Annotated in this window: 18 protein-coding genes; 14 read left to right on the top strand and 4 right to left on the bottom strand. The window is 52.1% G+C overall.

Translation table 11 applies throughout. The features are described 5' to 3' along the window. Positions 1-1,134, top strand: a 1,134-nt coding sequence (locus EKN00_RS03680; protein ID WP_127848802.1) for an LPXTG cell wall anchor domain-containing protein, incomplete at its 5' end; no start/stop codon positions are given. A 156-nt stretch (positions 1,135-1,290) separates the two neighbouring features. Continuing rightward, a complete protein-coding gene (locus tag EKN00_RS03675) occupies positions 1,291-2,439 on the top strand; it encodes an Mbeg1-like protein (protein WP_127848801.1) in 1,149 nt (382 codons plus the stop codon). A 107-nt stretch (positions 2,440-2,546) separates the two neighbouring features. Here the strand turns inward: EKN00_RS03675 and EKN00_RS03670 are convergent, their stop codons facing one another. Beyond that, positions 2,547-3,233 (bottom strand): EAL domain-containing protein, encoded by a 687-nt coding sequence (locus EKN00_RS03670; protein ID WP_127848800.1) that lies wholly within the window; start codon positions 3,231-3,233, stop codon positions 2,547-2,549. A gap of 316 nt (positions 3,234-3,549) precedes the next feature. Between EKN00_RS03670 and EKN00_RS03665 the strand changes: the two genes are divergently transcribed. From EKN00_RS03665 to EKN00_RS03630, 8 genes are all read left to right on the top strand, one after another. Next, positions 3,550-5,025: an MFS transporter gene (locus tag EKN00_RS03665; protein WP_127848799.1), complete on the top strand. Its 1,476-nt coding sequence runs from the start codon at positions 3,550-3,552 to the stop codon at positions 5,023-5,025. A 599-nt stretch (positions 5,026-5,624) separates the two neighbouring features. Then, the gene (locus EKN00_RS03660; protein ID WP_127848798.1) at positions 5,625-7,976 is read left to right on the top strand and encodes a Cna B-type domain-containing protein; all 2,352 of its coding nucleotides are present in this window, start codon (positions 5,625-5,627) and stop codon (positions 7,974-7,976) included. Then, the gene (locus EKN00_RS03655) at positions 7,977-9,080 is read left to right on the top strand and encodes a pilin N-terminal domain-containing protein (RefSeq protein WP_127848797.1); all 1,104 of its coding nucleotides are present in this window, start codon (positions 7,977-7,979) and stop codon (positions 9,078-9,080) included. It begins immediately after the preceding gene. Positions 9,081-9,082: 2 nt separating this feature from the next. Next, the gene (locus EKN00_RS03650) at positions 9,083-10,318 is read left to right on the top strand and encodes a pilin N-terminal domain-containing protein (protein ID WP_127848796.1); all 1,236 of its coding nucleotides are present in this window, start codon (positions 9,083-9,085) and stop codon (positions 10,316-10,318) included. A gap of 708 nt (positions 10,319-11,026) precedes the next feature. Beyond that, positions 11,027-14,464: a collagen binding domain-containing protein gene (locus tag EKN00_RS03645; RefSeq protein ID WP_127848795.1), complete on the top strand. Its 3,438-nt coding sequence runs from the start codon at positions 11,027-11,029 to the stop codon at positions 14,462-14,464. Continuing rightward, complete coding sequence (locus tag EKN00_RS03640) at positions 14,465-15,568, top strand: pilin N-terminal domain-containing protein (RefSeq protein WP_127848805.1); 1,104 nt, start codon at positions 14,465-14,467, stop codon at positions 15,566-15,568. Between the two features lie 17 nt (positions 15,569-15,585). Further along, entirely contained in the window at positions 15,586-16,773 is a 1,188-nt protein-coding gene (locus EKN00_RS03635) for a pilin N-terminal domain-containing protein (RefSeq protein WP_164848009.1), read from the top strand. Between the two features lie 150 nt (positions 16,774-16,923). Beyond that, positions 16,924-18,030 carry a class C sortase gene (locus EKN00_RS03630; protein WP_241559456.1) on the top strand — a complete coding sequence of 369 codons (1,107 nt, stop codon included), beginning with the start codon at positions 16,924-16,926 and terminating at the stop codon, positions 18,028-18,030. Between the two features lie 79 nt (positions 18,031-18,109). Here the strand turns inward: EKN00_RS03630 and EKN00_RS03625 are convergent, their stop codons facing one another. Further along, positions 18,110-19,357: an MFS transporter gene (locus EKN00_RS03625; protein WP_127848793.1), complete on the bottom strand. Its 1,248-nt coding sequence runs from the start codon at positions 19,355-19,357 to the stop codon at positions 18,110-18,112. Positions 19,358-19,657: 300 nt separating this feature from the next. On the opposite strand from EKN00_RS03625, the gene EKN00_RS03620 reads away from it, so the two are divergent. Further along, entirely contained in the window at positions 19,658-19,879 is a 222-nt protein-coding gene (locus EKN00_RS03620; RefSeq protein ID WP_127848792.1) for a P8 family protein, read from the top strand. Positions 19,880-20,090: 211 nt separating this feature from the next. Here the strand turns inward: EKN00_RS03620 and EKN00_RS03615 are convergent, their stop codons facing one another. Both EKN00_RS03615 and EKN00_RS03610 read right to left on the bottom strand, forming a co-directional pair. Next, the gene (locus EKN00_RS03615; RefSeq protein ID WP_164848008.1) at positions 20,091-20,771 is read right to left on the bottom strand and encodes a DUF4097 family beta strand repeat-containing protein; all 681 of its coding nucleotides are present in this window, start codon (positions 20,769-20,771) and stop codon (positions 20,091-20,093) included. 183 nt (positions 20,772-20,954) lie between these two features. Beyond that, the gene (locus EKN00_RS03610; RefSeq protein WP_127848790.1) at positions 20,955-21,761 is read right to left on the bottom strand and encodes a class I SAM-dependent methyltransferase; all 807 of its coding nucleotides are present in this window, start codon (positions 21,759-21,761) and stop codon (positions 20,955-20,957) included. Positions 21,762-22,185: 424 nt separating this feature from the next. Here EKN00_RS03610 and EKN00_RS03605 point away from each other — a divergent pair, with 424 nt between their 5' ends. From EKN00_RS03605 to EKN00_RS03595, 3 genes are all read left to right on the top strand, one after another. Continuing rightward, positions 22,186-23,244, top strand: coding sequence for an RNA polymerase factor sigma-54 (locus tag EKN00_RS03605; RefSeq protein ID WP_164848007.1), 1,059 nt, complete (start codon positions 22,186-22,188; stop codon positions 23,242-23,244). Between the two features lie 393 nt (positions 23,245-23,637). Beyond that, positions 23,638-24,384: a MurR/RpiR family transcriptional regulator gene (locus tag EKN00_RS03600; protein ID WP_127848788.1), complete on the top strand. Its 747-nt coding sequence runs from the start codon at positions 23,638-23,640 to the stop codon at positions 24,382-24,384. 348 nt (positions 24,385-24,732) lie between these two features. Then, positions 24,733-26,073, top strand: a complete 1,341-nt coding sequence (locus EKN00_RS03595) for a PTS sugar transporter subunit IIC (RefSeq protein ID WP_127848787.1) — start codon at positions 24,733-24,735, stop codon at positions 26,071-26,073. Positions 26,074-26,090: the final 17 nt, after the last annotated feature.

Here is a 26,090-nt window from a genome sequence, read left to right as displayed (position 1 = left end):
ACCAAGCTGACCAACCAGATTACCGACCTGCAAACGCAGCTCGGCGATGCAACGAAGGCGGCGGGCGACAAGGACGGTGAAATCAGCAAGCTGAATGACCAAATCAACCAGTTGAAGACGCAGCTGGACGACGCCACAAGCACCAAGGCAACAACGGACGGCGAAATCAGCAAGCTGAATGACCAAATCACCGACCTGAAGACGCAGCTTGACGACGCCACGAGCACCAAGGCGGCAACGAGCGACGACATCACCAAGCTGACCAACCAGATTACCGACCTGCAAACGCAGCTCGGCGATGCAACGAAGGCGGCGGGCGACAAGGACGGCGAGATTAGCAAGCTGACCGACCAGATCAACCAGCTGAAGACGCAGCTCGACAACGCAACGGCGACAAACGGCGCAACGGACAGCGAGATTAGCAAGCTGAACGATGAGATTACCGACATGAAGACCCAGCTCGGCGATGCGACCAAGACCGCGGGCGACAAGGACGGCGAAATCAGCAAGCTGACCGACCAAATCACCGACCTGCAGACCAAACTCGACGATGCAACGGCCACAGGTGCTGATGTTACTAAGCTGAACGATGAGATTAATGATCTGAAGAGTCAGCTCGGTGACGCAACCAGTGCCAAGACCGAAAAGGACGATGAAATCAACCAGCTGAAGAACAGTATCACGACGCTGAACGATCAAATCACCCAGCTGCAGCAGGATCTGGAGAACAGCAAGGCAAACGACCAGCCAACCACTGACACTCCAGAAACGACCACGAGTGAAACCACTGACCTGCCAGATACGAACGGAACAACGGATGACCAGCCACAAGTTCCGCTGCCAAGTACTGGCGGCGATGCGGATGAAGGCAGCGACGTAACCGGCGGCAAGCAGATTACCCTGCCAAGCACGGGTGGTGACACCAAGGCGAAGGTTGCACCAAAGGCCACCAGCAACAAGACTGCGGCAAGCACGAAGACGAGCGGTACTGCCGCGACGCGCAGCTTACCAAGCACCGGTGGCCAGATGCCACAAACTGGCGACAAGCAAAACAGCGGACTCAGCATTATTGGTCTGCTCGCAGCAGGATTAAGCCTGATTGGTCTTTCGGCCTTCAAACGCCGTGAGAACTAAGCACTAGAGCATCAGGTTCGAAAAACACCAGCCACGCATAATGGCTGGTGTTTTTTTGCGCTCAGGCTGTCGACTACTGGCAGAATGAGCTTCCGGCATGAACCCAGAAACGGCGCCGCCTGTGCTACAATTTAGGCAGAAGAAGGGGGCGAGCGCATGCGGAAAACCAAGGACAATTTGACTGAGTACGCCAAACGGGAAGGCGATGTTCCGTTCAGCCGGCGGAGCTTAAATCCAATCGATGCGGCTATTTTTACGCAGCTCACCTACCTGGATTACGGACTTGTTCCGGCTGATATGACCCCGACGCTTGCAACCCTCGGCGAGGCGAACCTGCTGCCACTTATGACCCGCGGCTTGTGGATGCAGGAGGCTAACGACGATTTGCTTGCTGCCCTGGTTGCCAGTGCGCGTTTTCGTGACGTTCACTGGGCGAACTTGGTGCGCATCGTGGATCCCGACGCGGAGCTTCAGTTCGGAGCGATGACGTTCGAGCTGACACCTGGCGAGTATTTTGTGGCCTATTGCGGGACGCAGGCGACGCTGCTTGACTGGAAGGAAGATTTCAACATGGCCTTCATGCAGGCGGTACCGTCGCAAAAATTGGCGGTGCGGTACCTCGAGCGGCGCGTTGCGGAATTTCCCGGGCAATATTTCGTTGGTGGGCACTCCAAGGGCGGCAATCTGGCGGTGTATTCAATGCTCCACAGCAAGCGTTCCGTCCAGGCCCAGGTGCAGCTGGTGTTTAACTTTGACGGGCCGGGCCTCAAGGAGACCATTCCCGTGCACGTCAGCGCAAAGGTGCGCAAATTCGTGCCGGAGTCTACCATCATTGGCCTGCTGCTGGAGCCGGACCGGAACTTCGCGATTGTGCAAAGCAACGCGGGCGGGATTAACCAGCACAACCTGCTGACCTGGCGCGTGCAGCGGCGACACTTCGCGGCTGCGCCCAAGTTGCGGTGGTCGGCGCGGTACACACAGCGCGCCGTGGATGCGTGGCTGGCGGAACTGACGCCGAGCGCCCGGCAGGAAGTGCTTGATTCGCTGTTTTCGGTGCTGACGGCTAGTGACATTGATGATTTGAACGCTGCTGGTCAGGCTTTTCCCGAAACGGCCAAAACGGTGCTGGCGCAGGCCCAGACGGTTGACCCGAGCGTGCGCAAACAGTGGCGGTCTGCTTTTGGTGATTTGCTGTCAGCCCTGCGCATTGCTGCCATTCGGGCAGAGGGTCCGCAGAAACTGGCGGTGGAGGCAAGGACGCGGCGGGAGGCGCTGCGCAAACGCCTTGACGTCAAGAAAAAGTAACCGCGCGGGAAGACGGCCGGCGCAGGCCCAATAGTTCCATTAGGCAATAAAAAACCAGCAGCAAAACTTGGCGGATTGTTTCGCAAGTTTTGCTGCTGGTTTTTGGTTTATGATGCGGCGTGTATTGAGCCTTTTGTAAACATCTCTGGTGACAGTGGCCGCGAAAAGAAGTAACCCTGGCCGCGGCTGATACCGAAGTGGGTGGCTAATTCGATGTCTTCCTTGGTCTCAATGCCCTCGAAGGTGAAGAGCATCTGCTGTTCTTCGGCCTGTTCGAACCAGAAATGCAGGGCCTCTATCTCGCGCTTGGTCGTTGCGCAGCCGCGTGCTCGCATGTTTTGCAGGGCGAACTTGATGGTGTTAACGTACGGCAGCATGTCTTTCACTTCACTGTACATGTTGTCGGAACCGACATCATCAATTGCGAGCAGCACTCCGGCGGCCCGGTAAGCCGCACTCATTTTCTTCAGCACGGTCAAATCGGGCGTGTCGACCAGCTCGACGGTCAATTGCCGTGGCACCATGTTCTGGCTCACAAAGTTGGTGATGGCACGCGCGAATTTGGCGTCAGCAAACTGGTCTTTGGTTAAGTTAATGCTGACGTGGGGACCGTTTAACTCGGCCACCGATTGCTCGAGTAAGTCGACCATGGTCGAAGCGGGGATGGCAAAGTTAGTCGGGACTTGCCAACGCTTCTGGTCATTGTTCCATTCCCGTAGCAGTAGTTCGTAAAGAATGATGCGTCCCGTCGAGATGTTCTCGATTGGTTGCGCAAAATAACTGTATCGGGCCATAATGCCATCTCCTTAGTGTGGTGCGACTGGTTGGCGTCTGGCGTGATACTGAAAGCCGCGCGTTGATTTGGAACATTCTTAATGATTATATTATCGCACCATAAGCAATATCTGAATAGCTAATTTGACGGCAAGTGCCAATGAATTTAGGCAAATTTGCAGAAAATAGTGCTGACTACTTGTGCGAAACGGCATCGCGGTGCAAGATGGATATTGGCGCTTTTGCTGCTACAGCAAGTTTTACGGGCTGCAGCGTGTACGTGCATCTTTGCGCAAATGATTCGATGAATTAGCAAAACTAGAAAGAAGTATGACTGTGTCTAAACGAAATATTGTGATTGTGACCTTCGCGTTGCTCTTGTCCAACGCAATGGGCGGCATCGATAGCACCATCGTCAACACGGCGATGCCAGCAATCATTGCCGACCTGCACGGGATTGAACTCATGGGCTGGATTGTGGCGATTTTCCTGCTCGGGACCGCCATCAGCACGCCGCTTTGGAGCAAGGTGGGCGAGCGCATGGGCAACAAACTGGCTTATGAATTAGCAGCGACGTTCTTTGTGGCTGGATCATTCTTGCAGGGGATTGCCCCGAACATGCCGTTTCTGATTATAACCCGCGCCATCGCCGGGCTGGGCAATGGGGGCATGGTGTCGCTACCGTACATTATTTACGCCGAACTGTATGCTAATCCGCGCAAACGAATGCAGGTACTCGGGCTCGTGTCCGCCAGCTTCAGCACCGCCACCATCATTGGCCCACTACTCGGGGGCTGGATTGTGGATACATTTGGCTGGCACTGGGTGTTCTTCATCAACGTGCCGATTGGCCTGGCTTCGGCCATTTTGGTCCAGTGGTTCTTCAAGGAGAAAAAGCGGGCGCACAAATCTGTGCCCGTCGATTACGCGGGCGCGGTCTTCCTGTCCCTCGGCCTGATACTCCTGTTGTCGGGAACCGAGATGATTGGCGCAACGCCTGGAATCACGCTGGCGGGGATGTTTATTGCCGCCGCAATCTTGCTGGGAATCCTGGTGCACGTTGAAAAGCGCGCGGCAGATCCGATTATTCCGGGACGGTTGTTTAAAAATCGCGATTTAATCATCGACTTTTTGCTCTTCACCATCATCTGGGGTGCGTTCATGGCCTTTGTTGTGTACGCACCGATGTGGGCGCAGGCACTACTCGGCGCCAGCGCGTTAATTGGTGGGGCAACACAAATTCCGGGGTCGTTTACCAACTTTGGTGGGTCCGGGTTGGTCGCACCGCTGCGTAACTGGCTGAGCCCACAAAAGGTTATCGCGTTGGGAACGTGGACGCTGGTGTTCACGTTCGTCATCATGGTCCTACTGGGCCAGCACGGGGCCTACTGGTGGCTCTTGGTTGCGGCCGCGCTTGAGGGCTTTGGGAACGGGATGTGCTTCAACGAGCTGCAGGTCAAGGTACAACAGGACGCGGACTTCGATGATGTTCCCGTGGCCACCTCGTTTAGCTACCTGATTCGGATGCTGAGTCAAACGTTCACGACCGCAATTTTCGGGATTATCATGAACCACGCGCTGCGGCGCGGGGTTGCGGCAAGCGACGGGCGCATCACCATTAAGATGATGAACAAGCTCAGCGATGCCGGTAGTTCCGCATCACTGCCGGTCCACCTGCTGCCAAGGATGCGCACCATCATGTTCACTGGGCTGCATAACATCATGATCTTGGGTCTGGTACTGATGTTGATTGCGGCCGCCCTCAACTTATGGGCGCTGCGCCGGGAAAACAAGGCCAACGTGACCGCGTAAACGTTATTAATCGAAGCTGCTATCATTGTTAATCTTAATATTTTAGGTATAGACCACTACGGCAAAAGTCGTGGTGGTTTTTTGATTTGTCCCCGTAATTCGTGCAGGCACGCTTTATCATAAACCCATTTTGGCGGGGTAAACGTGCTGACCTAAGTGCGAATACGTCACAATTCATTCCGTTAGGTAATTTGTGACAAAAATTGAAATAAGGTCACAAATAATCGATTTTAACGACATAAATAAAATAATTTTCAGTTTTTTAAAGCAGTCGTGGTTCCTATCTGGTCCCATTATGAAAACAGAGTGCCATGCGAATCGACGTTGAGGTATACCAATTTTTACCCGTTATTTAATGGTATAGACCGGTTGCCAGAACGTTTTACACGTGCTATCCTCCTAGGCGTTGGCTCGGGGGAACCAATGGGGAGAGTTGCAACGCCAGTATTTTCGGCGCTGTATCATATTTTTTTGCATTTAATCCGCAGCAATCATTTGCGGGAGTTAGCCAACAATAAAGGCTAGCTCCCGTTTTAAATTTGTATAGACATTTGCATTTGTACCTATACCAATTTCACGACGGGAACGGAGGCAAGCGTATGCGTTGGCAAAAATTCACTAAACTTATTTTAATCGGGTGTCTGGTGTTCGGCGTGTTCCTTGCTCCGCTGCAGTTGGGCAGCGCGCAGGTGGCACCGGATCAGATCGAACCATTTGATTCGGCCCGCGACATGGCAAATCCTGGCGACGAGGCTGATCTGTTCCTGTACAACGTGTTTTTGACCGGGAACCACAGCGCCGACAGTGCTGACACGGAAGGCGCAATGGCAATTCAGGGCTCGTCTTTTGTGCCCGCAAAATCGGTGCAGGGCACCGACAGCGGCTTCAATTATGGCGCCATGTTTGCGACTAAGGGTGCAGCCGGCACCTATGTTGGACAGCCGATAACGGATCGCAACCGGATTGCGCTGCTGCTTAGCGGTCAGATTCATAATTACTCCAGCAGTAGTCTGCACGTGGGTGGACGCGACGGCTACCTGGTTACCTCAGAGGCGAATGATGGGTGGATAACTCAGCAAAACTTCGATGCGTACGCGGGCGTCAAAATCATGACGGCCGGTGACATGGCGACAACTTTTCAAACGATGATTAAGAAGGAGCAATCACTGAACACCAGACTTCAAGGTTACGTTGCGCAAACCAAAGATGAGGGTAGTTATTCGGCGACGAGCGGGGTTTCCGGCGAGGACAAAACGTTGACGATTAATTTTACCGCCAAGCCAAGTGTCCGGGATCCAAATGTGTACGTCGTTGATGTTGAGCCGCAAGACGGTAGCGATATGGTGTTCATGCCTCAAGTTAGCGGGCTCGATAAATTAATCGATCAGCCCAACCTGAAGGAAATCATCTTCACGACCAAGGCGAAGAAGGTTGTGTTCGGCAGCAATGCGCTGTACAACGGTGCACTCGTTGACGTCAACAGTTCCTCGAAGGCCGCGACTAACATTGCGAACCACTCGCTTTTTTACTTGCCCAACGCAACGCAAATCACTAACTTCAGCACGAAGCAGATGGTTGAAGCACCTGATATATACGCCGGTGCATCGGGCCAGAACGCTGACAATCCGGTTGGCAGTGATGGCAGTGACTTATACGACGCCAAGTACTTTGCCAACTTCAATACGCACGCAACCGCAGTTGCCGGAAGCGTCTTTGCTCCCCAAGCGACAATTGTATTCAAAGGTGGGAACCTGAACGGCTACGTGATGGCAAGGAACTTTCACCAGCGTGCCGGTGCCGAGGCGCACAACTTTTACAACCCGTGGCTTGAATCCACTGACATTGAGTTCACCAAGGTGTGGGCAGATGACGGCAACCGGGACGGCTTGCGACCAAAGCAAATCACCTTTGATATTTACGATGACACCAGCGCAGATCAGAATGCGCCAGTGCAGACGGTCACGCTGGACGTCGATGCGACAGGCAAAACGCAGACGTTCAAAGTTGATGGCCTGCCGAAGTTTAATCCGGACGGTTCGCTGATTCATTACCGCGCTGTCGAACGGCCGCTAACCGGTGCGGCAAAGGCGGCATATACAACCAGTGTGAGTGCAGACGGCCTGACCGTCACGAACACGCACCAGATTGACACGACGGACTATACGGTCGTCAAGAAGTGGCAGGATCACGGTAACTATCTGGGCAAGCGCCCCGCGACAATCAAGGTGCAGCTTTACGCCAAGAACGACGGCGCCAACCCTGCTGCGGTGACCGTGGGCGACCCTGTGACGCTGAGCGCTGCGAATAACTGGACCTATTCATGGAAGAAACTGCCGAAAAACGCACCGGTTGGCCGCCCGCTGCAATACTTCGTCAAGGAAGTTGCCGTCACGGGTTACGCGGCAACGAGCCAAGCTGCTGGCAGTGGCGCCACCATTACCAATACCTACACCCCGCCGAGTTTTGGTATTTTGCTGCAAAAAATTGACGGGCAGAGCAAGGAACCGTTACGCGGCGCCAAGTATCGCCTCGGAACGCAGCTGCAAGATGGCCAGGTGATGGCGGACCAAACGAGCCAAGAAGCGACTTCTGACGCGCAGGGCCGGCTGCATTTTACCGGCATGAAGTGGACGCCGAATCAGAAGTATTACATTCAGGAAATCACGGCGCCAAATGGCTATGTGCGCGATGAACAGGCCTACGAACTTGTGATTGAGCCCGATGACCTGTCCGCGGATGGCTATTACGCCACCTTCGCGGGCAAACGCTACAAGCTGACGGGAAGCACTGGTGCTGAACCGGTACTGCAACTGACGCGGACCAACTCCGCGATGCCGGTGATGCCACATACGGGCGGTGGTGGGCGCACACCGTGGCTGCTGCCAGGGCTAATCAGCCTAGCACTAAGCCTGCTTGCCTTACACTTACGCAGAGCTAAGGGGGTGAGGTAGATGCGGTCAACATTGCACCGAATTTGTATTGCGGCGGTTGCGCTGGCCGCGCTGCTCACCTGCCTTCTAGCGAGCGCGCCGGTGCGCGGACAGGCGGTGGTGGAGCCAGCCACGGTGGACATCGCGCTGCACAAGTTACTGTTTGCTCCGGGCACAATGCCGGATGCGGCGGCAAACGACGGGCAGACGAACCCGTTTGCTGGCGGGGAGCCACTTAACGGGGTGACCTTCACGGCGTACGACGTCACCACCGATTTTTGGACGCAAAACCCGCAGACCAAGGACCAGATGGCGGCGGCGCAGGAGCAAATCGCGGCACCGGATTACGTGGCGGCCAGTCCCGTGGCCACAGTGACCACCACGGGGCAGGGCGTGGCGATGTTCGCGCGACTACCACTGCGTAGCCACGGCCACTACGCTGTGTACCTGTTCCGCGAAACGCGCGTCCCAAGAGGAGTGCGGGTTGCGCAAAACTTGGTGGTCGCTTTGCCACTGGGAACGTCTAGAAGAATTGATTTGTACCCGAAAAACGAGGGCGCAAAGCCGGTGACCACGGGTGGTCAGCGGTTCGTCAAGGTTGATGCGCGCAATGGCCGCAAGCTGGCGGGTGCGCAGTTCGTGATTCGCAACCAAGCTGGCGAGTATTTGACGCGTCAGCAGCAACATAATCAGTGGAAAGTTGTTTCGGGGGGAATAACAAGTCGTTACCAGCAAGAAAAGTTGGTGACACTAACCAGTAATGTCGACGGCAGTTTTTCCGTCGACGGGCTAACGGGCGGTAAGTACGCGCTGGTTGAGGTGCGGGCGCCGGCGGGGTATGTGCGAAGCCGGCATCCGGTGACTTTCACGGTGGTTCCGGGCAAATTCAGTAGCGCCGTGCCGGCCATGAACGTGGTCAACGTGCGGCAGCCGGAGACGCCACCGGATACGGGGGTACCACCGCTACCGGGCACGGGCATTTTTACTAGGCTGAGGCGTTTCTTGCCGCAGACCGGGGCGGCCCGCGCCACGTGGCTCACGATACTGGGGATTGGTTTGTTAGTAATTATTATTGGTATATGGCATCGAAAACGTTCTGAAACACATAATGACGAGGGAGAATAAGGATGAAGAAGACATTTCTAAAGAAGGCGCTAACGTTAATCAGCGGAGCAGTGATGGCTGGGGCAATTGGCCTCGGCGCAGGTCTTGGCAGTGCGGTGCACGCGGACACGGCTGATCCGAAGGGGACGACCGATGTCGTGGTGACTAAACTGGCGGTACCGGGTGAACCTGACGTTAAGGGTATCCCCACAAATACGGTGTTGACGGACCAAAAAACCGTTGAGGGTGCCGGGTTTGTAGTTTATGACATCACCCAGCAATATTGGGACGCAGTCGACGCCGATATAATTAAGACTGATAGCAATGATCCCGATGTTGGCAGTACCAAGGTTGCGGAAATGGCCAACCCTGAAGTCGAAGCTCCGGATAAGAAAGACGACGCTACGGATAAGGAAGCCGATGCTACGGACAAGGAAGCCGACGCTAAGGATAAGTTTGATGTTAGCGGAGACCCAATCCGGACTGAAAAAACAACAGGTCCTGCTGGCACAGTCACGTTCAATTTGCCCAATTACGGTACCTGGACAAAGAAGGACAGCGACGGTAAGGTTGTGCAGGTAGTAAGTAAGCCTGCCATTTACCTTTTCCACGAAAGCACGACCCCAGCCGGTTTCAAGGCATCCGTGAACTTCGTGGTTGGTTTGCCAACTGAGACTGCAAATGACCACAAGGCCTATGTCTACCCCAAGGACGAGATTGATGGTCACTACCAGCTGAAGTTCACCAAGGTTGATGCCAACAATCAGGAGACAGTACTTCAAGGCGCGGAATTTTACATTAAGAATGCTGCTGGTAAGTACGCCAAAGTTGATGGGTACAGCGACGGCTTTGACGGTACGGAAAAGGATGTTAGCTGGGTTGACGGTCCTGATGGTGCCACAGCCTTCATCTCTGGCAGTAACGGGGAGTTTGGCTTCACCGCCGCAATTAAGTACACCGTAAACGGTACGGAATACGGACTTGATCCAAATGGCAAGTACACCATTGAAGAAACGACGGCGCCAAAGGGCTACCAAAAGGACGCTAATATTCTTGATGTTAATCAGAAGGACAGTCTTAAAGAAGTTACGCCCGCAGAAGTCACAACTGAAGATACAAAGGGGTACACGGTCACCGATACTCCACAAGGTATTCTCCCCCACACTGGTGGTAAGGGGATCATTGCCATCGTTGTCTGTGGTGTTGCCATGACGATTATCGGTTTGGTTGCATACAACAAGCGGCGTGCAAACGCATAGTATTAATGCAAATAGTTGATGATGGGTCCGTGAGCAGGTGCTTGCGGACCCATTATTTGTATAGCAAAGTAGGTTTGATAACAAAACGGCCAATATTGGTCGAATTGGTCTGGAGAACTTCAGTTATTTATGACCGTAATTTCAGAACAAACTCGGAGTTTTGTTGCTTGCACAAAAAGAAATCGGTTTGGGCAACCAAGATGAGCGGTATATGCACAAATTTGGTCTAGACGACTGATACGACGGCGGTTAAATTGGTTTGTCGAGGCGGAAATGCAACATTGGTCGGGGTGGATATTTTCGGGATTTGGTGCTGATTAGGTGACGTCATAATCAACGTCTTAACTTTCAATAAAAATAATTTTGTTTTTTTATTGCTAATGGTCCCAACCACAGATGACACGAAAAACCAACGACATCAATAATGTATATACAACTGAAATAAAATGCGACGTTATTTAACATTAAAAGGCGTTGTTTTACGTACAATCCAGTGCTACCCTACTGTATGTTGGCTCGGGGGAACCAACGGGGGTGTTGCGGCTCGGTGAACGTTGAGTCGTATTATATGTTTTTTAAACCGCGAAAATTTTGTGAAATTTTTAACGGGGAGTTAGCCAACAACATGCTAGCTCCCTTTTTGTGTAGTTTTACTTGGGCATACATATTAGTTCAGTTGGTTGATGCAGGTATCCGGGGGGATAAATTGTGAATAATTTTAAGCGTGTTGCTGGGATTAGCACGGCGCTCATGGTTCTGTTTATCCTGGTGCAGTTAATCACTGGGAGCACACCCATGAGAATGGCAGGGGCTGATGGCAGTCAGGGTACGGCGCTTGATGCGGGGAAAATAATTACCGGCGCCGATGTTAAGTTTTACGACACGAAAAATCAGGAAGTGGATAGTCAAAAGGTAACGCTGAACGATGTCGTTTCGCTGAACTACACATGGGCGATTCCGGACGACATCGCGCAGACCTTGAAGGCTGGCGATTACATCACGTTCAAGCTACCAGATGACATCACGGCTGCAGCGCAAACTGGGCAGTTGGATGATGTTGGTGATTACAAGGTTATCGATGACGGCACGGTTACCTTAACGTTCAACCAAAATGCTGTGAATATGAGTGACGTCAAAGGGACATTCACCTACAACGTTGGGACATTGAAGAACAAAACCGTGGGCAATCATAATCTTGTCATTCCAATTAAGGATCACAAGGACGTCACGGTACCCATCACATTGCTGCCAAATAATCAGTACGATATTAGTAAGGTTGGTAAATCAATTGACGGTGGTCTGAAGCAAGAATGGACCATTAGCCTCAACAATACGGGTAAGGAAATGGAAAACCCGTACATTCAAGAGGAACTACCGAGCGGAATTAAATTAGATAGTGTTGCCGTTCACGAGGGGATTGTTGCGACTGACGGGACGGAATCAAATGGTCAGGAGCTGAAGGAAGGCACCGATTATCAACTAGACGGCAACAACATTAAGTTTATTGGTGCTTACGCCAAGACTAACAAGCCGCTGAACGTAACGTACACTACCGTTTTGACCGATCCGAGCAAGGCGGAAGAAAATGTGACGTTCACCAACAAGGCCACTCTTAAATACGGGGGCGAGAATCAGCCAAAAACACCGCCAAGCAACAGCTACAACGTGACGATTAATTACAAGCCGCACCAGATGCTGGAAAAAAAGCTTGTCGGGGATGCGTTTGGTGAAAATGATTACAGCTGGCAAATCACCTACAATCCATACGGCCAAACAATCAAGGCGGGCACGACGTTAACCGACAAGCTGGATGACAAGCAATCGTACATCAAGTCGGGACAAACCGATGGTGGCATCATCGTGGCTGAGGCCGGCTATGGTGGAAATGATGTCCTATACGGTGGAACGCACCTTACAAGCGGGACAGATTACACGATTGATTATTCGGATGACGGCAAACAGTTTACCCTCACGTTCAACAAGGATATCGAGTCGCCAATTTTTATCAACTACAACACCCATGTGGACGGGAACATGCCAGATAGTGGGGTCGAGATTAAGAACACCGTTGAAGAAAATCCTGGCAAGCCAATTACTGCTATAGGAACTGCGAAGCCGCACAGGGACAAGATTGATACTGGCCTGGAGAAGAACTACGGCAACGCTGATGCAAAGAACAAAACGGTTGACTGGCGGATTGATGTCAATAAGAACAACCAGCAGACCCTAACAGATTACTGGGTCCAGGACGACTTGCCAGCTGGGCTGACGTTTGTGGATGGTTCGCTCACAGTTTACGATGTGACCACTAAGCAGAATCTGGACGCGGGCGCCTACACATTCGCAAAGAATGATAAAGGCTTCAAGGTTACCTTTAAGGACGATGTAAAGGACCACTACCAGATTAAGTACACAACCAAGTACGATGAAAGCAAGGACATCACCAATAAGGTGGGTGACAGTTACGATAACCACAAAGAAAAGCACTTCACGCCGCCAAGTGGTCAGGACACAAAGTACGGTAATTACAGTCCGCAAACCAATTTGCTGACATGGACGATAATTATCAATACGGACAACAAGGAATTAGCTACCGGCGCTGAAGTAACGGACCCGATTAATTCAGATCAACAGTATGTGCCTGGTAGTTATAGAGTGTACAAATTAAACAAAAGCGGTGAAAGTAAGTACAACACCGACTACAACAGTATCATTAACGGTAACGCTGGCGAGTTGATTGATGCCAAAGCGGAGGGGTTCAAGTTCACTGAGCCGACCGATTCCAATCCAACACTTAAAGTGGATTTGCCAGTTGGATTGACTGATGCGTATGCCATTATCTTTGACATTAAGCCAATGGATTTGGCTGAGAGCCACGGATACGATAATACTGCATACTTTCATAACGGTGATGAGGATAAAATAATTCCTGCTAATCAATATTGGTTTGCCACTGGCGGAAAGCTAATTAACAAATCTGGGGTAGTCAACATAGACGACAAGTCAAAAGTTGACTGGACGGTTGACATCAACGTGGCCCAAGCGGAAATGAGCAATGTGGTAATTACCGATACAGCAAGTGCCAATCAGGTTGTCGACTTGTCCACGCTGAAGGTACAGCAGCTTTATCACGATACGTGGAATGATGATAAGGTCTATCTGCCTCAAGAAGGTGATGTCGGCAAAGACTCAACAATACTACAGCTAGGTGTTGATTACGATGTCACATCCAGTGTTGACCAAGCTACGGGTCAAACCGAGACTAAATTGACTTTCAAGCACGACATCGATAAAACCTATCGGGTGACGTATCAATCAACCATTAACAGTTCAACACCCAAAGATACGTTGATTAATGATGTTAATATCACCGGTTATACTGATAAGGTGATTACTGGTAATTCAACCGCCAAGACGGACGTTGTTACCAGTAGTGGTACCGGTGATGGGGTCAATGGTTCGCTTCAGGTAATCAAAGAGGATACTGATAATAAGAAGAGGCTGGAGTATGCAGAGTTTTCACTGCTTCAAGGGTCGAAGGTCATAAGGACCGGCACCACCGATGCCAATGGTCAAATAACGTGGGGCGGCTTGAAGAATGGCAATTATATTCTTAGAGAAGACGAGGCGCCTAAGGGGTACGAGATTAATCCGGATTATGCCAATGGTAAAACCATTTCTGTGGCAAACACTGAAAAGCAGCCCCAAACATCGGAGACTGTCGACGACCCCAAGGCGAACGCGGCCATCCGGCTCACTAAGAAAGATGCCGCATCGGGGGCGCCGCTTGCTGGCGCAGAATTTGACCTGTACAACGCCAACAATGAGCTGGTTGAGCAAAACCTAAAGACAGATAAAGATGGGCAAATTCTGGTGAAGAACTTGGCCACTGGTGACTATTACTTCAAAGAGGTTAAGGCGCCGAGTGGTTACGACGTGAACAACAACCCAGATACCGAAAAGATTTCTGTCACGAGCGAGAACGATGAGTCCAACCCGGCAGAAGTTACGGTGAAGAATAAGGTTAAGCCCATTCTCCCATTCACGGGGGGTTCCGGCCGACTCGCCTTCATCGTGTTGGGGCTGATTGCGACCGGAATTGGGGCAATTGCCCTGCACCTCCGCAAGACTAGGGGGGTGATGTAGATGCGTCAGTTTATCAAACGAATCCGCATCCTGGCCGCGTCGATGTTGCTGGCAGTGCTTATAGGGCTGCTCGCCGCCGCTCCGGTACGGGGTCAAGCAGCCGAGACCAGTGACACGGTTGACGTTGTGCTCCACAAGTTGGTGTTTGCTCCAGATGCTGTGCCAGCCGACACGACAAACGACGGGCACACCAATCCGTTTGGTGATCAGGGCAGCCCGTTAAACGGTGTCACCTTCACCGCCTATGACGTCACACAAGATTTCTGGTCAACGGCGCCGCAAACAGAAGCGGCGATGACGGACGCCCAAAACCGAATTGCCGCTGCGGATTACGTGGCGCACAATCCGGTCAAGGCGGTGACCACGAGCGGGGAAGGTACAGCAGAGTTCGGCGGTTTGCCAATGCACAGCCACGGCATGAATGCTGTGTACCTGTTCCGCGAAACGCAGGCGCCAAAGGGTGTCACGGGGACGCAAAATCTAGTGATCGTGCTTCCCGTTAAGGGCGCGGCAGGACGCATTGATTTGTACCCGAAGAATGTCGGGCCCGAGACGCCGATTGAAACTGGTGGCCAACGTTTCGTTAAGGTCGATGCAGATGATTATAGTGAAAAGCTCGCCGGCGCGGAGTTCGTTGTCCGCAACGCTGATGGTGAGTATCTAACTAAGAAACAAAAGTGGCAAGTTGTTACGGGAACAATAACCGATAGTAACAATACGCAGTCGCTACTGACACTGCAAAGCAAGGACGATGGTAGTTTTGCCATCGATGGCCTGCCAGCGGGTGATTACGAGCTGGTCGAGGTGCGTGCACCAGAGGGGTACATGCGCAGCGAGCACCCCGTGGATTTCACGATTGTGCCGGGCAAATACAGTAGCGCAGTGGCTGCGATTAATGTGGTCAACGCGCAATCACCGTGGGGCTATCCGCCATTACCAAACACGGGTATCTTCGGTAAATTGAGACACCTGTTGCCAAAAACCTTTGGCTGGTTGCCCCAAACCGGGTCGGCGCGCGCCACATGGTTAACAATTTTGGGGATTTTCTTACTTGTAAGTTTGTTAATAGGACGTTACTGGTATAAACGTGTGCAGGCACGCTAATAAAGGGAGAAATAATGATGAAGAAGACATTTCTAAAGAAGGCGCTGACGTTGCTCAGCGCCGCAGTGATGGCCGGGGCAATTGGGCTCGGGATTGGTGCTGGTAGCCGGGTTAGTGCGGATGACGGGGATAAGACAGGGACGACAGACGTCGTGGTAACTAAACTGGCGGTGCCGGATGAAGCTAAAGCTAAGGAAGTTAAGGGCCGCTACTCCACAAATGAGGTAGTGACGGACCAAAAAACCGTTAACGGTGCCGGGTTTGTAGTTTATGACATCACCCAGCAGTATTGGGACGCAGTCGAACACGACGTTATTCAGACTGATAGCAAAGATCCCGACATGAGTACCAAGGTTGCGGAAATGGCTAACCCTGCAGAAAACGCTAAGGACAAGTTTGATGTTAGTGGACACCAAGTCGGAGATGAACACATAACAGATGATAATGGCACTACAAGCAAACCGTTCAATTTGCCCAATTACAGTACCTGGACAAAGAAGGACGCCGACGGTAAGGTCGTGCAGGAGTTAAGTAAGCCCGCCATTTACCTTTTCCACGAAAGCACGACCCCAGCCGGTTACAAGGCATCTGCGAACTTCGTGGTTAGTTTGCCAACTGAGACTGCAAGCGATGGCATGGCCCACGTTTACCCCAAGGACGTGATTAATGGTCACTACCAGCTGAAGTTCACCAAGGTTGATGCCAGCAATCAGAAGACAGTACTTCAGGGCGCGGAATTTTACATTAAGAACGCTGCTGGTAAGTACGCCAAAGTTGATGGGTACAGCGACGGCTTTGATGGTACGGAAAAGGACGTTAGCTGGGTTGACCTCACTGACGGTCCCACACCATTCATCTCTGACAGTAACGGGCAGTTTGGTTTCACCGCCGCAATTAAGTACAACGTAGGCAGTACGGAATACGGACTTGATCCAAATGGCAAGTACACCATTGAAGAAACGACGGCGCCAAAGGGCTACCAAAAGGACGCTAAAATTCTAGGCGATGATCAGGAGGTCAGTCCTAAAGAAGTTACGCCCGCAGAAGGCGAAACTGAAGATACAAATGGGTACACGGTTACCGATACCCCACAAGGCATCCTTCCCCACACTGGTGGTAAGGGGATCATCGCAATCGTTGCCTTTGGTGTTGCCATGACGATTATTGGTCTGGTTGCATACAGCAAGCGCCGCGCAAACGCATAATTTGCGGGTGTTAATCAGTAATTTTGAAAAGTAATTAAGTTATGGTGAGTTGCAACTGAATCTGGGCGTGAAAGCGCACCATAACTGATATAATTGTAGGCGCGTAGGCTTTTACCTGCGCGCCTACGTTTACATATTGGGGGGAATAATGTGCAACGCAAACGAACCAAAAAGCGGCTGGGTATTTTTGATGTGCTCATTGTTCTGTGGATTATCATTGGCCTCAGCGTCGTCGCTTACCCGTTTGTGAGTGACGCGTGGGTTTCCTACCAGAATCAGCAGGTTATCGACCGCTATCAGGCGTACGAAACTAAGAAAAACAAGCGGGCACTGCGTAAGGAGTACGAGGGGTACGTTGCGCGCAACCGGCAGATGGCGGCAAGCGGAATGACCCCGGGACTCAGCACGTTCAACCAATCCGTCAGCGAGCAGGGCAACGCGAAGGTCAGCGCCAAGCGTGACCAGAAGAAACTGACCAACGCGACGATTGCGCACCTGACAATCCCCAAGATTGCGGTGAGCCTACCCGTTTTCGATCACACCACCGACTGGCTCCTGCAGTTTGGCTCCTGCCTGCTGGATGGAACCAGCTACCCGACTGGGGGCAAGAGCACGCACGCCGTGATTTCGGCCCACCGCGGGATTCCGAACGCGACACTGTTTACGAACCTGCCGCGACTGAAAAACGGGGATAAGTTCTTCATCAAGATTGGCGACAAAACGCTGGCGTACCAGGTCTACAAACGCCAGACGGTTGAACCAACGCAGATGCAGGCGCTGCGGGTTCAGCCGGGTAAGGATATTGTGACGCTAATGACGTGCACGCCCTACATGATTAATTCACACCGGCTACTCATCACCGGCAAACGTGTGCCGTACACCAAGGCGGACGCCGCGGCCTCCCGCTGGGCTGAGTTGCTCAACAAACTGAAGCTAGTTGCGTGGACGCTTGCGGCAATCCTGTTGCTGCTCCTGCTCGCCCGGCTTGTGCGCGGACTACTGGTCGCACGCGGCCGTTACGTGCTGGATTACGTGGTGCACGATAAGGCTCAGGCGGTAGTGCCGAACGCACAAGTTACGGTGATTAAGCGCGGCTTGCGGCACAAGGTGGTGGCGGAGTTAACCGCTGATGCAACTGGCCGCGTGCACGCAGAGCTGCGCGGCGACCATTACCGCTTGGTTGCAAAGGCAGGCGGCATTCAACCGCGCAAGGCGTACGTGCGCAAGTGGCGCGATAAACGATTTACGGTGAAATAAAAATAAACCCGGCAGTAAATCTTTGACCACCATTTTGGCCAAAGATTTACTACCGGGTTTTTGCTTGATGCAGCGGTGACTAAGCTTTTTGGCTGCCGCCCAACCATTGACGCACCAGTTGCTTGTGGCCAACGAGGGTCGGCACGAGCAGGACCAGCGCGAGCAGGCCGCACGCCGGGAAACCCCAAACCCCGCCGGCGAGATCCATGATGCTGCCGGAGTACAGGCTACCGATGGGCGTGGTGCCCTGGTTGAGCAGGACGTACACACTCATGACCCGGCCGCGCAGGTTGCTCGGAATGTCGAATTGGAACGATGAGTTGGACTGGTTGAGGAAAATCATGTTGCAAAAGCCAATTAACACCATCAAAATCATTGCGGGGATGTACGCGCGCACGACGAGCATCAGGGCTTGCAGACTCGCCGTACCGATTGCAACTGCCAAATAAATATTGCGCTGCAGGCCAAACTTGGCCATGTAGCTCATCAGGATGGCTGCAACCAGCGACCCAATCCCGGTGGCGGACAGCAAATTGGCGTAGGTTTGGGCTCCGGAGTGGAGGACCTCCTTGGCAAAGATGGGGATGATGACGTTGTTGTTGTAATTCAGCGTGCAGACGATAATCATGAGCTCAGCGCTGAGGCGAATGTTGGCGTGCTGCCAAACGTAACCCAGTCCGTCCAGTACGTCGGTCCACATCCGTTGGTGCGAGGGAGCGGCGACAACGTGCTGCTGGTGAATCAAAAATAGACCGAGGAGCACGGCCAGGTAGCTGATGGCGTCGACCAAGAAGCAAAAGCCGACAGAAAACTGCACCATGAGCATCCCAGCGATTGACGGTCCCGCGATTTTGGCCAAGTTGAACACCGTCGAGTTCAGCGCGATGCCGTTCATCAGGTTTTTGTGCCCCACAAGCTCGACGACAAAGGACTGACGCGTGGGTGTGTCGAAGCTCTGGAGAACACCGTAACCGAGCGCGATGAGCAGCACCATCCAGTATTGCACAACATTTAGGTAAACGATGGCGGTCATTATCACGCCGAGGACCAAGAAGCCGGCCTGGGTGATGATGAGGATGTTGCGCTTCGGGTAGCGGTCAATCAGCGTGCCGGCCACAAGTGTCAGTAGCAGAATCGGCAGGAACTGGGCGGCCGCCAGCACTCCGACGAGCAAAGCGGATCTGGTCATCTGGTACACGAGCCAGGTTTGGGCGGTGCGCTGAATCCAGGTGCCCATGACGGAGACGCATTGACCGAGCCAAAAATAGCGAAAGTTTGGGACCCTTAACGATGAGAAGGTGCTGCTGAAAAAATCCAATTGGCTCATATCCTTTGGCAAAACAGATTTGGTGGAACACTCCGTACACTAATTGTAGGTCTAATTGCGAAGGCGGTGAACCGTATTTTGTCAGGCAGTGGCGGTTGTGGTATGCAGAATCACGGATAATGGTTCCGGATATTTGTGGTCAAGTGCTTTTTGAAAGTCAACGTTTCGTGCGACACCACCGAATAATTGCCGCAAATTTGCCGTTTTTGATTAAAAGCCTCTTATTCTTGTGCCATGTTCGGTAGATGGTCTTACAATATGTTTGTAAACAGTAATCACCAATTTTAGGAGGTAACAATTATGGCTGAAGTAGATGTAGCAAAGACGGCTGTGCTTGATGAACCAATGAACGCGGTGTTTGACTGGAGCGACTCGGAAACCCCAGTGCGTGATGCTTTGTGGGACTACTACATGGAGAAGAACGCCAAGGACACTGACAAGACTGTTGTCGACATGAAGCCAACTCTGGACATGTCCGACGATGAAGTAAAGGCCTTGGCTGAAAAGCTTTTGAAGAAGTAACCACCAACTCGGCTACTTACGCACAGAGTAAATGTCGGCCAATAGGTTGATAATTTAGTCCAACTAAACAACGCGTTACGTGAACTATTGTCGTTCACGTAACGCGTTGTTTTTGTGTAGGCCGCCGTGCGTAAGGTTAAGGCACCAAAGTATGACTGCTAGGCTGTGGTGCCTTATTGTTAGTGTGTTATTTAGTTGATACTGCTTTAAACTATTTTGTCGTTACGGTAACTTGGCCATTCGTGCACTGAATATCAAGTTGCGTGTCGTTGCCGTCATCATAGGGCAAATCAGCGCCAACGTAGGCAGTGCCATTCAGGTTCAGGCGCCCGGTTTTGATGGCCACGCGCAGGCCGGGGATGGTGACGTCATCCAGGCGGGTGGCGCCGTTCTTCTTGGTAATGATGCCGTCGCTGATTTTGGTGTTCGTGATGATGGTCGTGCCGTTAAGGTGGTTCAAGTCGATGCTCGAAAGCGTGACGTCGTGAATCTTGAGCGTCCCGTTCAGCTGGGTGGCCTCGATGTGCACAGCCTTGGGTACGGTGATGGTGACGCTCGGTGATTGGGGAATGTCGACGAGCTGCTGCAGGGGTTCTTGTTGCTGCAACACGAGCTTGTGGCCACTGCGGGTGAGGTTGAATTGATCGACGGCGGTGTTGTCGATTTTAACGTCGAATTGTGGGCCCGGCTCGATGGTTAAAAAGGCCGTGCGAATGTCCCAATTAATGGTGGTGATGTTTGCGTCGAACTTCTGGGCAAAGCTGGTGTACTGATTGACCTTGCCCCCTGGTGCGGTGGCTTGGTGCCCCTTTTTGTAACTGGACACGCCAAGGAATGCGCCGATTACCGCCGCAACGAGAACTACGATAATGAGAATTACAATATTTACCAAAATATCCACCCCGAATAGTTGCACTGCGTCATCTAGAAACCGTTATCAGTTTAAGCTATTGGCGGGTGCTTAGTAAATAGTCGGGGCCAAATTACCATATTTTGGCCCACTTTGGGGTACACCAAACCAAGCACCCGCCAGTTTGTTAAAAATTAGCGCGGTGCTAGCTTGGCTGTGATGCCGTTACTTAGAAGCAGTCGCGGTGAACAACCCAATTTCTTTCTTGATGTCGATGGCGCCACCGTTGCGTTTGGCTTGACCGGCAAAATAATTATCCAGTTCGGCCAGTAGTTCCGTGGTGATGCCCGGCTGCATTTCCTTCGTTGAGGCCACGTATTCCACAATGGCGTGTGGATCGGTGACGTGCAGACTGTTGGGGTACTGCGTCAGCGTGATGTCTTGGAAGTTGCGTCGCAGCAGTTCCGCCCCGTTTTGCAGGTTGAACGGCAGGTTTTCGGCGAATGCCGTTGACGTTGGTTCGACCTTCCGAATGGCGCTGTGGAGGAAATGCTCCAGCCCGTTCGTGCCATTGGCCATGGCGTACAGGGTGCCACCGGGACGCAGCACGCGCTTGATTTCGTCGAGCGCGGCAGGAATGTTCGGAATGTGGTGCAGAACGTGGTTGGCGATGACAACGTCGAAGCTGTTGTCCGGGAACGGAATCTCCTGAACGTCTACCTGCACGACGCTCACCTGCTTGTTGTTTGCAAAGCGGGTTTGCGCCTGCTGGAGAATGCCAACTGCAAAATCGGAGAGCGTGAGGGTTGCATCCAGTGGGAGCAGGTCAAGGTGGTCCTGCCACAGGTCACCGTTGCCGCAACCGACCTCAAGAATCCGTTTTGCGTTCGTAACGTTAGCGTGCTCAAAGAACCAGTCACGCAAATCTTCGTGATTGGTGTTGAAACGCTGGTGGAAGTGCGCGCGAATCATCAGGTTGTGATCATTTGCGTACTGCTGCCGGACAGCGTCGGGGTTTATTATTTTGTCCATGCTTTTCAGCCTCTTAAATGTTTGAATGATTGGTACGGCGTGCTCGCCGCACGTTTAGGGATGGCTAACTTCGCCATTTTCGTTAATTGTCCGCGTGCTCCTACTCCGGAAAGTTGCTACCGGAGAGCTCCGCGCGGAATTAGGTACAGTCACCTGCCCTAATTTCATTATAAAGCGTTTAGTCAAATGATGCGCGCGGATTCTAATAATTGAAAAAAACCTTAGCGGAAGGTTTAAATTTGGGCGCGCGTACCGGATAAATAGTGCGGATAATTGGCCATAAAATTTGCAGATGAGACCCGGAAATAATCGGTGGGGCGGCGGAGCTTGTGTAAGCACTTTCGGGCTGATAATACAAGTCTTGCAAGCGGTTTCGCAAACGGCTAAGCTAGATGTAAGAATAAGTGAGGACGAGGTGAACGTGATGAAAGAATCTGACACGGCTGTAGCAACAGAAAAACTACATTTTGGTAATGCAGGAGGCCTGATGCAGGCACCACCATTGGCGCTCACCAGGGGCCTGCACGAATTAGAGTTGGATAATCCATTCCTGAAGGTGACCGATCCGCCCGTTATTCGCACGGGCGCGGTCGATACCGACGATGACTGGCTCAGCGGTGAGAATGGGTCCGACCAGACGCTGGACGACTACTTGCTTGAACAAGTTTATTTGGAATTCCGGGACGTGCCGCTGCGCAAGGTGCTCATTGACCTGATTGGTTACCTGGAACCGGACGGGTACTTGCGGACGCCACTTAAAGAAGTGGAAAACGCGATTGGTTGTGACCACCAGACCGCCCAAGATGCCTTGGCGATTTTGCAGACGCTCGACCCCACTGGGGTTGGTGCGCGCGATTTGCGTGAGTGCCTGCTGCTACAACTGGATGCTGACCCGAGCACGCCGAGTCTGGTCCGTGACATCGTTAGTCAGGCACTGCCCGCGGTGGCGGATAACGCGACCGACCTGCTGTGCCAGCAGTTTGGCGTTAGCGTTGATGAGATTTCGGCGGCGGTGGCGCGGATTAAGCGGCTATCACCCGCACCGGGCAGCTACTATGCGCAGCCACGCGTGCGCACCGCGGTGCCGGAGCTCGGCGTGACTATCGAAAACGGAGAGCCGCTAGTGCAGCTCCTGCGCGAAAGCATGGTGCGCGTTGCCTTCGATGAGGACTATTACGGCGAGCTTGTGAAGAGCCGTGATGGCAAGCTGCGGCGCTTCTTGTCGCAACAACGCAAGGATTACGATTACCTCGAGTTCAACCTGAAGAAGCGTTACGAAATTCTCCTGACGGTCGGCGAGTACATCGCTAATTCGCAGCGCGATTACTTCGTGAATGGTGAGCCGCTGCGTAAGTTAATTGTGCGCGATGCGGTTGCCGCAACCAAGCTTAACGCGGGGCAAATCCACCGGGCGCTAAACGGTCACTACCTGCGCTGGCAGGGCGAAACCATGCCGCTGTCCAAGTTCTTCTCACACCGATAAACAAGTCAAAGCGTGTACCGCGATGCGGTGCGCGCTTTTTGTGTGCCCACCAAAGATTAGCAGACAATAGAATTGTGACACCCTGCAATCACAGGCAAGCGCCAACTGTTATTAAATATGCAATTGAGCCTTAGTTGCGTGACTTGTAACGTGACATAGATAGAACAGTCGTTATTGTTTTCCGCACACGTAAATATGTGTATTATTGAGCAAACAGTGAATCCGTTTTCTGTGTTAAAATCTAACTAGCAATCGTGGCCTGAAGCAAATGGTATAGCCAATGTTGGGATTTTGGGGTGGGCCAAACAGAGCACGGAGGATAAGGCTAGCTAAGTAGCCGAATTTTTCGGAACATGTTTCGTAAACGAACAAAACGAACAGGAGGGATTGTCAATGTTTCCATATGACAAGCTACAGACGCTGAATGAACTGGAGACGGTCACGTATAACTACATCAACCGGCACCAGGATGAAGTGGGCAAGATGACAATTCGTGAGCTGGCAAGCAAGGCCCACGTGAGCACGACCACGATTCTGCGCTTTGCAAACAAGATGGGTTACGACGGATACTCTGAACTTCGCTTCGCACTGAAGCAGTATCAGCGCAACTCACTGCGCGAAAACCAGCCGGCTGAGTCCTACGACATCACGGTGCCGCTAGCCGATTTTTTCAACAAGGTCAATTCGACTGACTTCAACAAGCTGATTGATCAGGCGATTAAGCTGATTAACGATGCACCACTGGTTCTGTTTTACGGAATTGGTAGTGGTAGCTCGCTATCTGAATACGGCGCGCGGTATTTGTCGAACGCCGGAAAGCTGGCGCTACCGATTGGGGATGTGTTCCAGCCATTCCCATCAGGCAACCCGCTGCCCAAGAACACGGTCATCTTCATCATGTCGGTGTCGGGTGAAACCAAGCAGGTAATTGAACTCGTGACCAAGGTGCAACCTGACCCGGTGAAAATCATTGCGGTTACTAATCACGGCAATTCACGGCTCGCGCAGATGAGCGATCTGGTGATTAGCTACTACATGCCGGAGCTAAAACACGGTGACCTGAACCTGACGACCCAAGTGCCAGTTGTCTACCTGATGGAATTAATCGCGCACCGAATCGAAGAGCAACGCGCACAGTAAACAATGGGTGTCATGACTGGTAAAATGCCGTTCTGACGGCATTTAAGCCAAGTGAATAGTTGCTCTATGGAACATGTCACGCAAATGTGACATGTTTTTCTATGATGAACGTGTTTTAACCGCTTACAAAACTATGTACACAGGTAGGGGTAACCGGTTACAGTTAAAACGTGATATGAAATCACAACGATTTTGGCCGAAATCATTAGCAATTATCACGCTTATGTGATGACAATATTTCAATTCGCGGCAATCCTAACCAAATTGGTTTAGGGGCGGCACGAACGCAATGTTGCAACTGGAAGCGGGTTTCCGCTTTCGGGGGGATTTATATAGAAGGGTGAAATTATGAACGATTACATCAACGAAAAAGTTTTGCCCAAGGTTATGAAGTTCACCAACAGTAAGATTATTACTGCCCTGAAGAACGGGATGATTTACACCATTCCATTCATCATTGTTGGGTCCGTCTTCTTAATCTTGAGTTCGTTGCCAGTGCAATCGTGGGCAGCCTGGATGACCAGCACCGGCTTGGTTCCGTACTTCAACCAAGCGACTAACTTCTCATTCAACGTTATGTCCATTATCGCCGTAACGGGGATTGCCTACGAATGGGCACGCAACGAAGGTATCGACGCACTGCCAGCCGGGATTACTGGTTTCATCAGTTTCCTGGTTGTCCTGCAGCCAACCGCCACAATCAACGATCCTACCGGTAAGGTTCTCGTTCAAAACACGCAGCACATCACCGGCTGGATTGACACCAGCTGGCTCGCCGGCAAAGGGATGATTGCCGCAATCATCATCGGGCTCGTTGTCGGTTACGTATACTCCTGGTTTGTTAAGAACAAGATTACCATCAAGCTGCCTGACTCAGTACCAAGCAATGTTGCTAACTCCTTCACTGCTTTGATTCCTGCAGCCTTCCTGGTTACCTTCTGGATGCTCGTCTACATGGCCTTTGACCACTTTGCACACACATCCATGCTCCAGTGGATTTACAACATCATCCAGACGCCACTTCAAGGGATTACCGACTCCTTCGCCGGTGCCCTGATTGTGCCACTGCTGATTTCCTTGCTCTGGTTCTTCGGTGTTCACGGTTCCTCAATTGTTTCTGGGATTATGACCGCTATCCTGCTTTCCAACAGTACTGACAACGCTAAGCTGTTCGCAGCACACAAACTGACCCAGGCTAACGGTGGGCACGTGTTCACCCAAGCACTTTTGGACCAGTTCGGGACCGTTACCGGTGCTGGTATCACCATCGGGCTTGTTATCTACATGTTCTGGTTCGCAAAGTCCGCACAACTTAAGAGTCTTGCCGGACTCGAAATTGGACCTGCGATCTTCAACATTAACGAACCTATCCTGTTCGGTGTTCCTATCGTGCTCAACCCATTGCTGTTCATTCCATTCGTTTTGACACCAATGATTTCCATGGGCCTGACGTTCATCGTTATCAAGATTGGACTGATTCCACTATTCAACGGGGTTTACGTTCCATGGACCACGCCACCAATCATTTCCGGGTTCCTTGTTGGTGGCTGGCGGACAGCTCTCTGGCAGGCACTCATGCTTGTAATGACCTTCTTCGTTTACCTGCCATTCATTCGCAGCTACGACAAGATGCTTTACAAGGAAGAACAAGACAACCTGGCTGCTGAAGAAGCTGCAGCTGCTAAGTAGTAACCTGAAACTGGCAA

The organism is Lacticaseibacillus hulanensis (assembly GCF_004010095.1).
Classification (GTDB): Bacteria; Bacillota; Bacilli; order Lactobacillales; family Lactobacillaceae; genus Lacticaseibacillus; species Lacticaseibacillus hulanensis.
Note: the sequence above shows the minus strand (reverse complement) of the source record. Positions and strands in the feature narration are given on the sequence as shown.

Excerpts from the sequence above, each read along its gene's own strand:
- EKN00_RS03595 (WP_127848787.1), top strand. The coding sequence starts at position 24,733 with ATGAACGATTACATCAACGAAAAAGTTTTGCCCAAGGTTATGAAGTTC.
- EKN00_RS03660 (WP_127848798.1), top strand. The coding sequence starts at position 5,625 with ATGCGTTGGCAAAAATTCACTAAACTTATTTTAATCGGGTGTCTGGTG.
- EKN00_RS03640 (WP_127848805.1), top strand. The coding sequence starts at position 14,465 with ATGCGTCAGTTTATCAAACGAATCCGCATCCTGGCCGCGTCGATGTTG.
- EKN00_RS03625 (WP_127848793.1), bottom strand. The coding sequence starts at position 19,357 with ATGAGCCAATTGGATTTTTTCAGCAGCACCTTCTCATCGTTAAGGGTC.
- EKN00_RS03600 (WP_127848788.1), top strand. The coding sequence starts at position 23,638 with ATGTTTCCATATGACAAGCTACAGACGCTGAATGAACTGGAGACGGTC.
- EKN00_RS03675 (WP_127848801.1), top strand. The coding sequence starts at position 1,291 with ATGCGGAAAACCAAGGACAATTTGACTGAGTACGCCAAACGGGAAGGC.
- EKN00_RS03650 (WP_127848796.1), top strand. The coding sequence starts at position 9,083 with ATGAAGAAGACATTTCTAAAGAAGGCGCTAACGTTAATCAGCGGAGCA.
- EKN00_RS03655 (WP_127848797.1), top strand. The coding sequence starts at position 7,977 with ATGCGGTCAACATTGCACCGAATTTGTATTGCGGCGGTTGCGCTGGCC.
- EKN00_RS03605 (WP_164848007.1), top strand. The coding sequence starts at position 22,186 with ATGAAAGAATCTGACACGGCTGTAGCAACAGAAAAACTACATTTTGGT.
- EKN00_RS03610 (WP_127848790.1), bottom strand. The coding sequence starts at position 21,761 with ATGGACAAAATAATAAACCCCGACGCTGTCCGGCAGCAGTACGCAAAT.
- EKN00_RS03635 (WP_164848009.1), top strand. The coding sequence starts at position 15,586 with ATGAAGAAGACATTTCTAAAGAAGGCGCTGACGTTGCTCAGCGCCGCA.
- EKN00_RS03670 (WP_127848800.1), bottom strand. The coding sequence starts at position 3,233 with ATGGCCCGATACAGTTATTTTGCGCAACCAATCGAGAACATCTCGACG.
- EKN00_RS03620 (WP_127848792.1), top strand. The coding sequence starts at position 19,658 with ATGGCTGAAGTAGATGTAGCAAAGACGGCTGTGCTTGATGAACCAATG.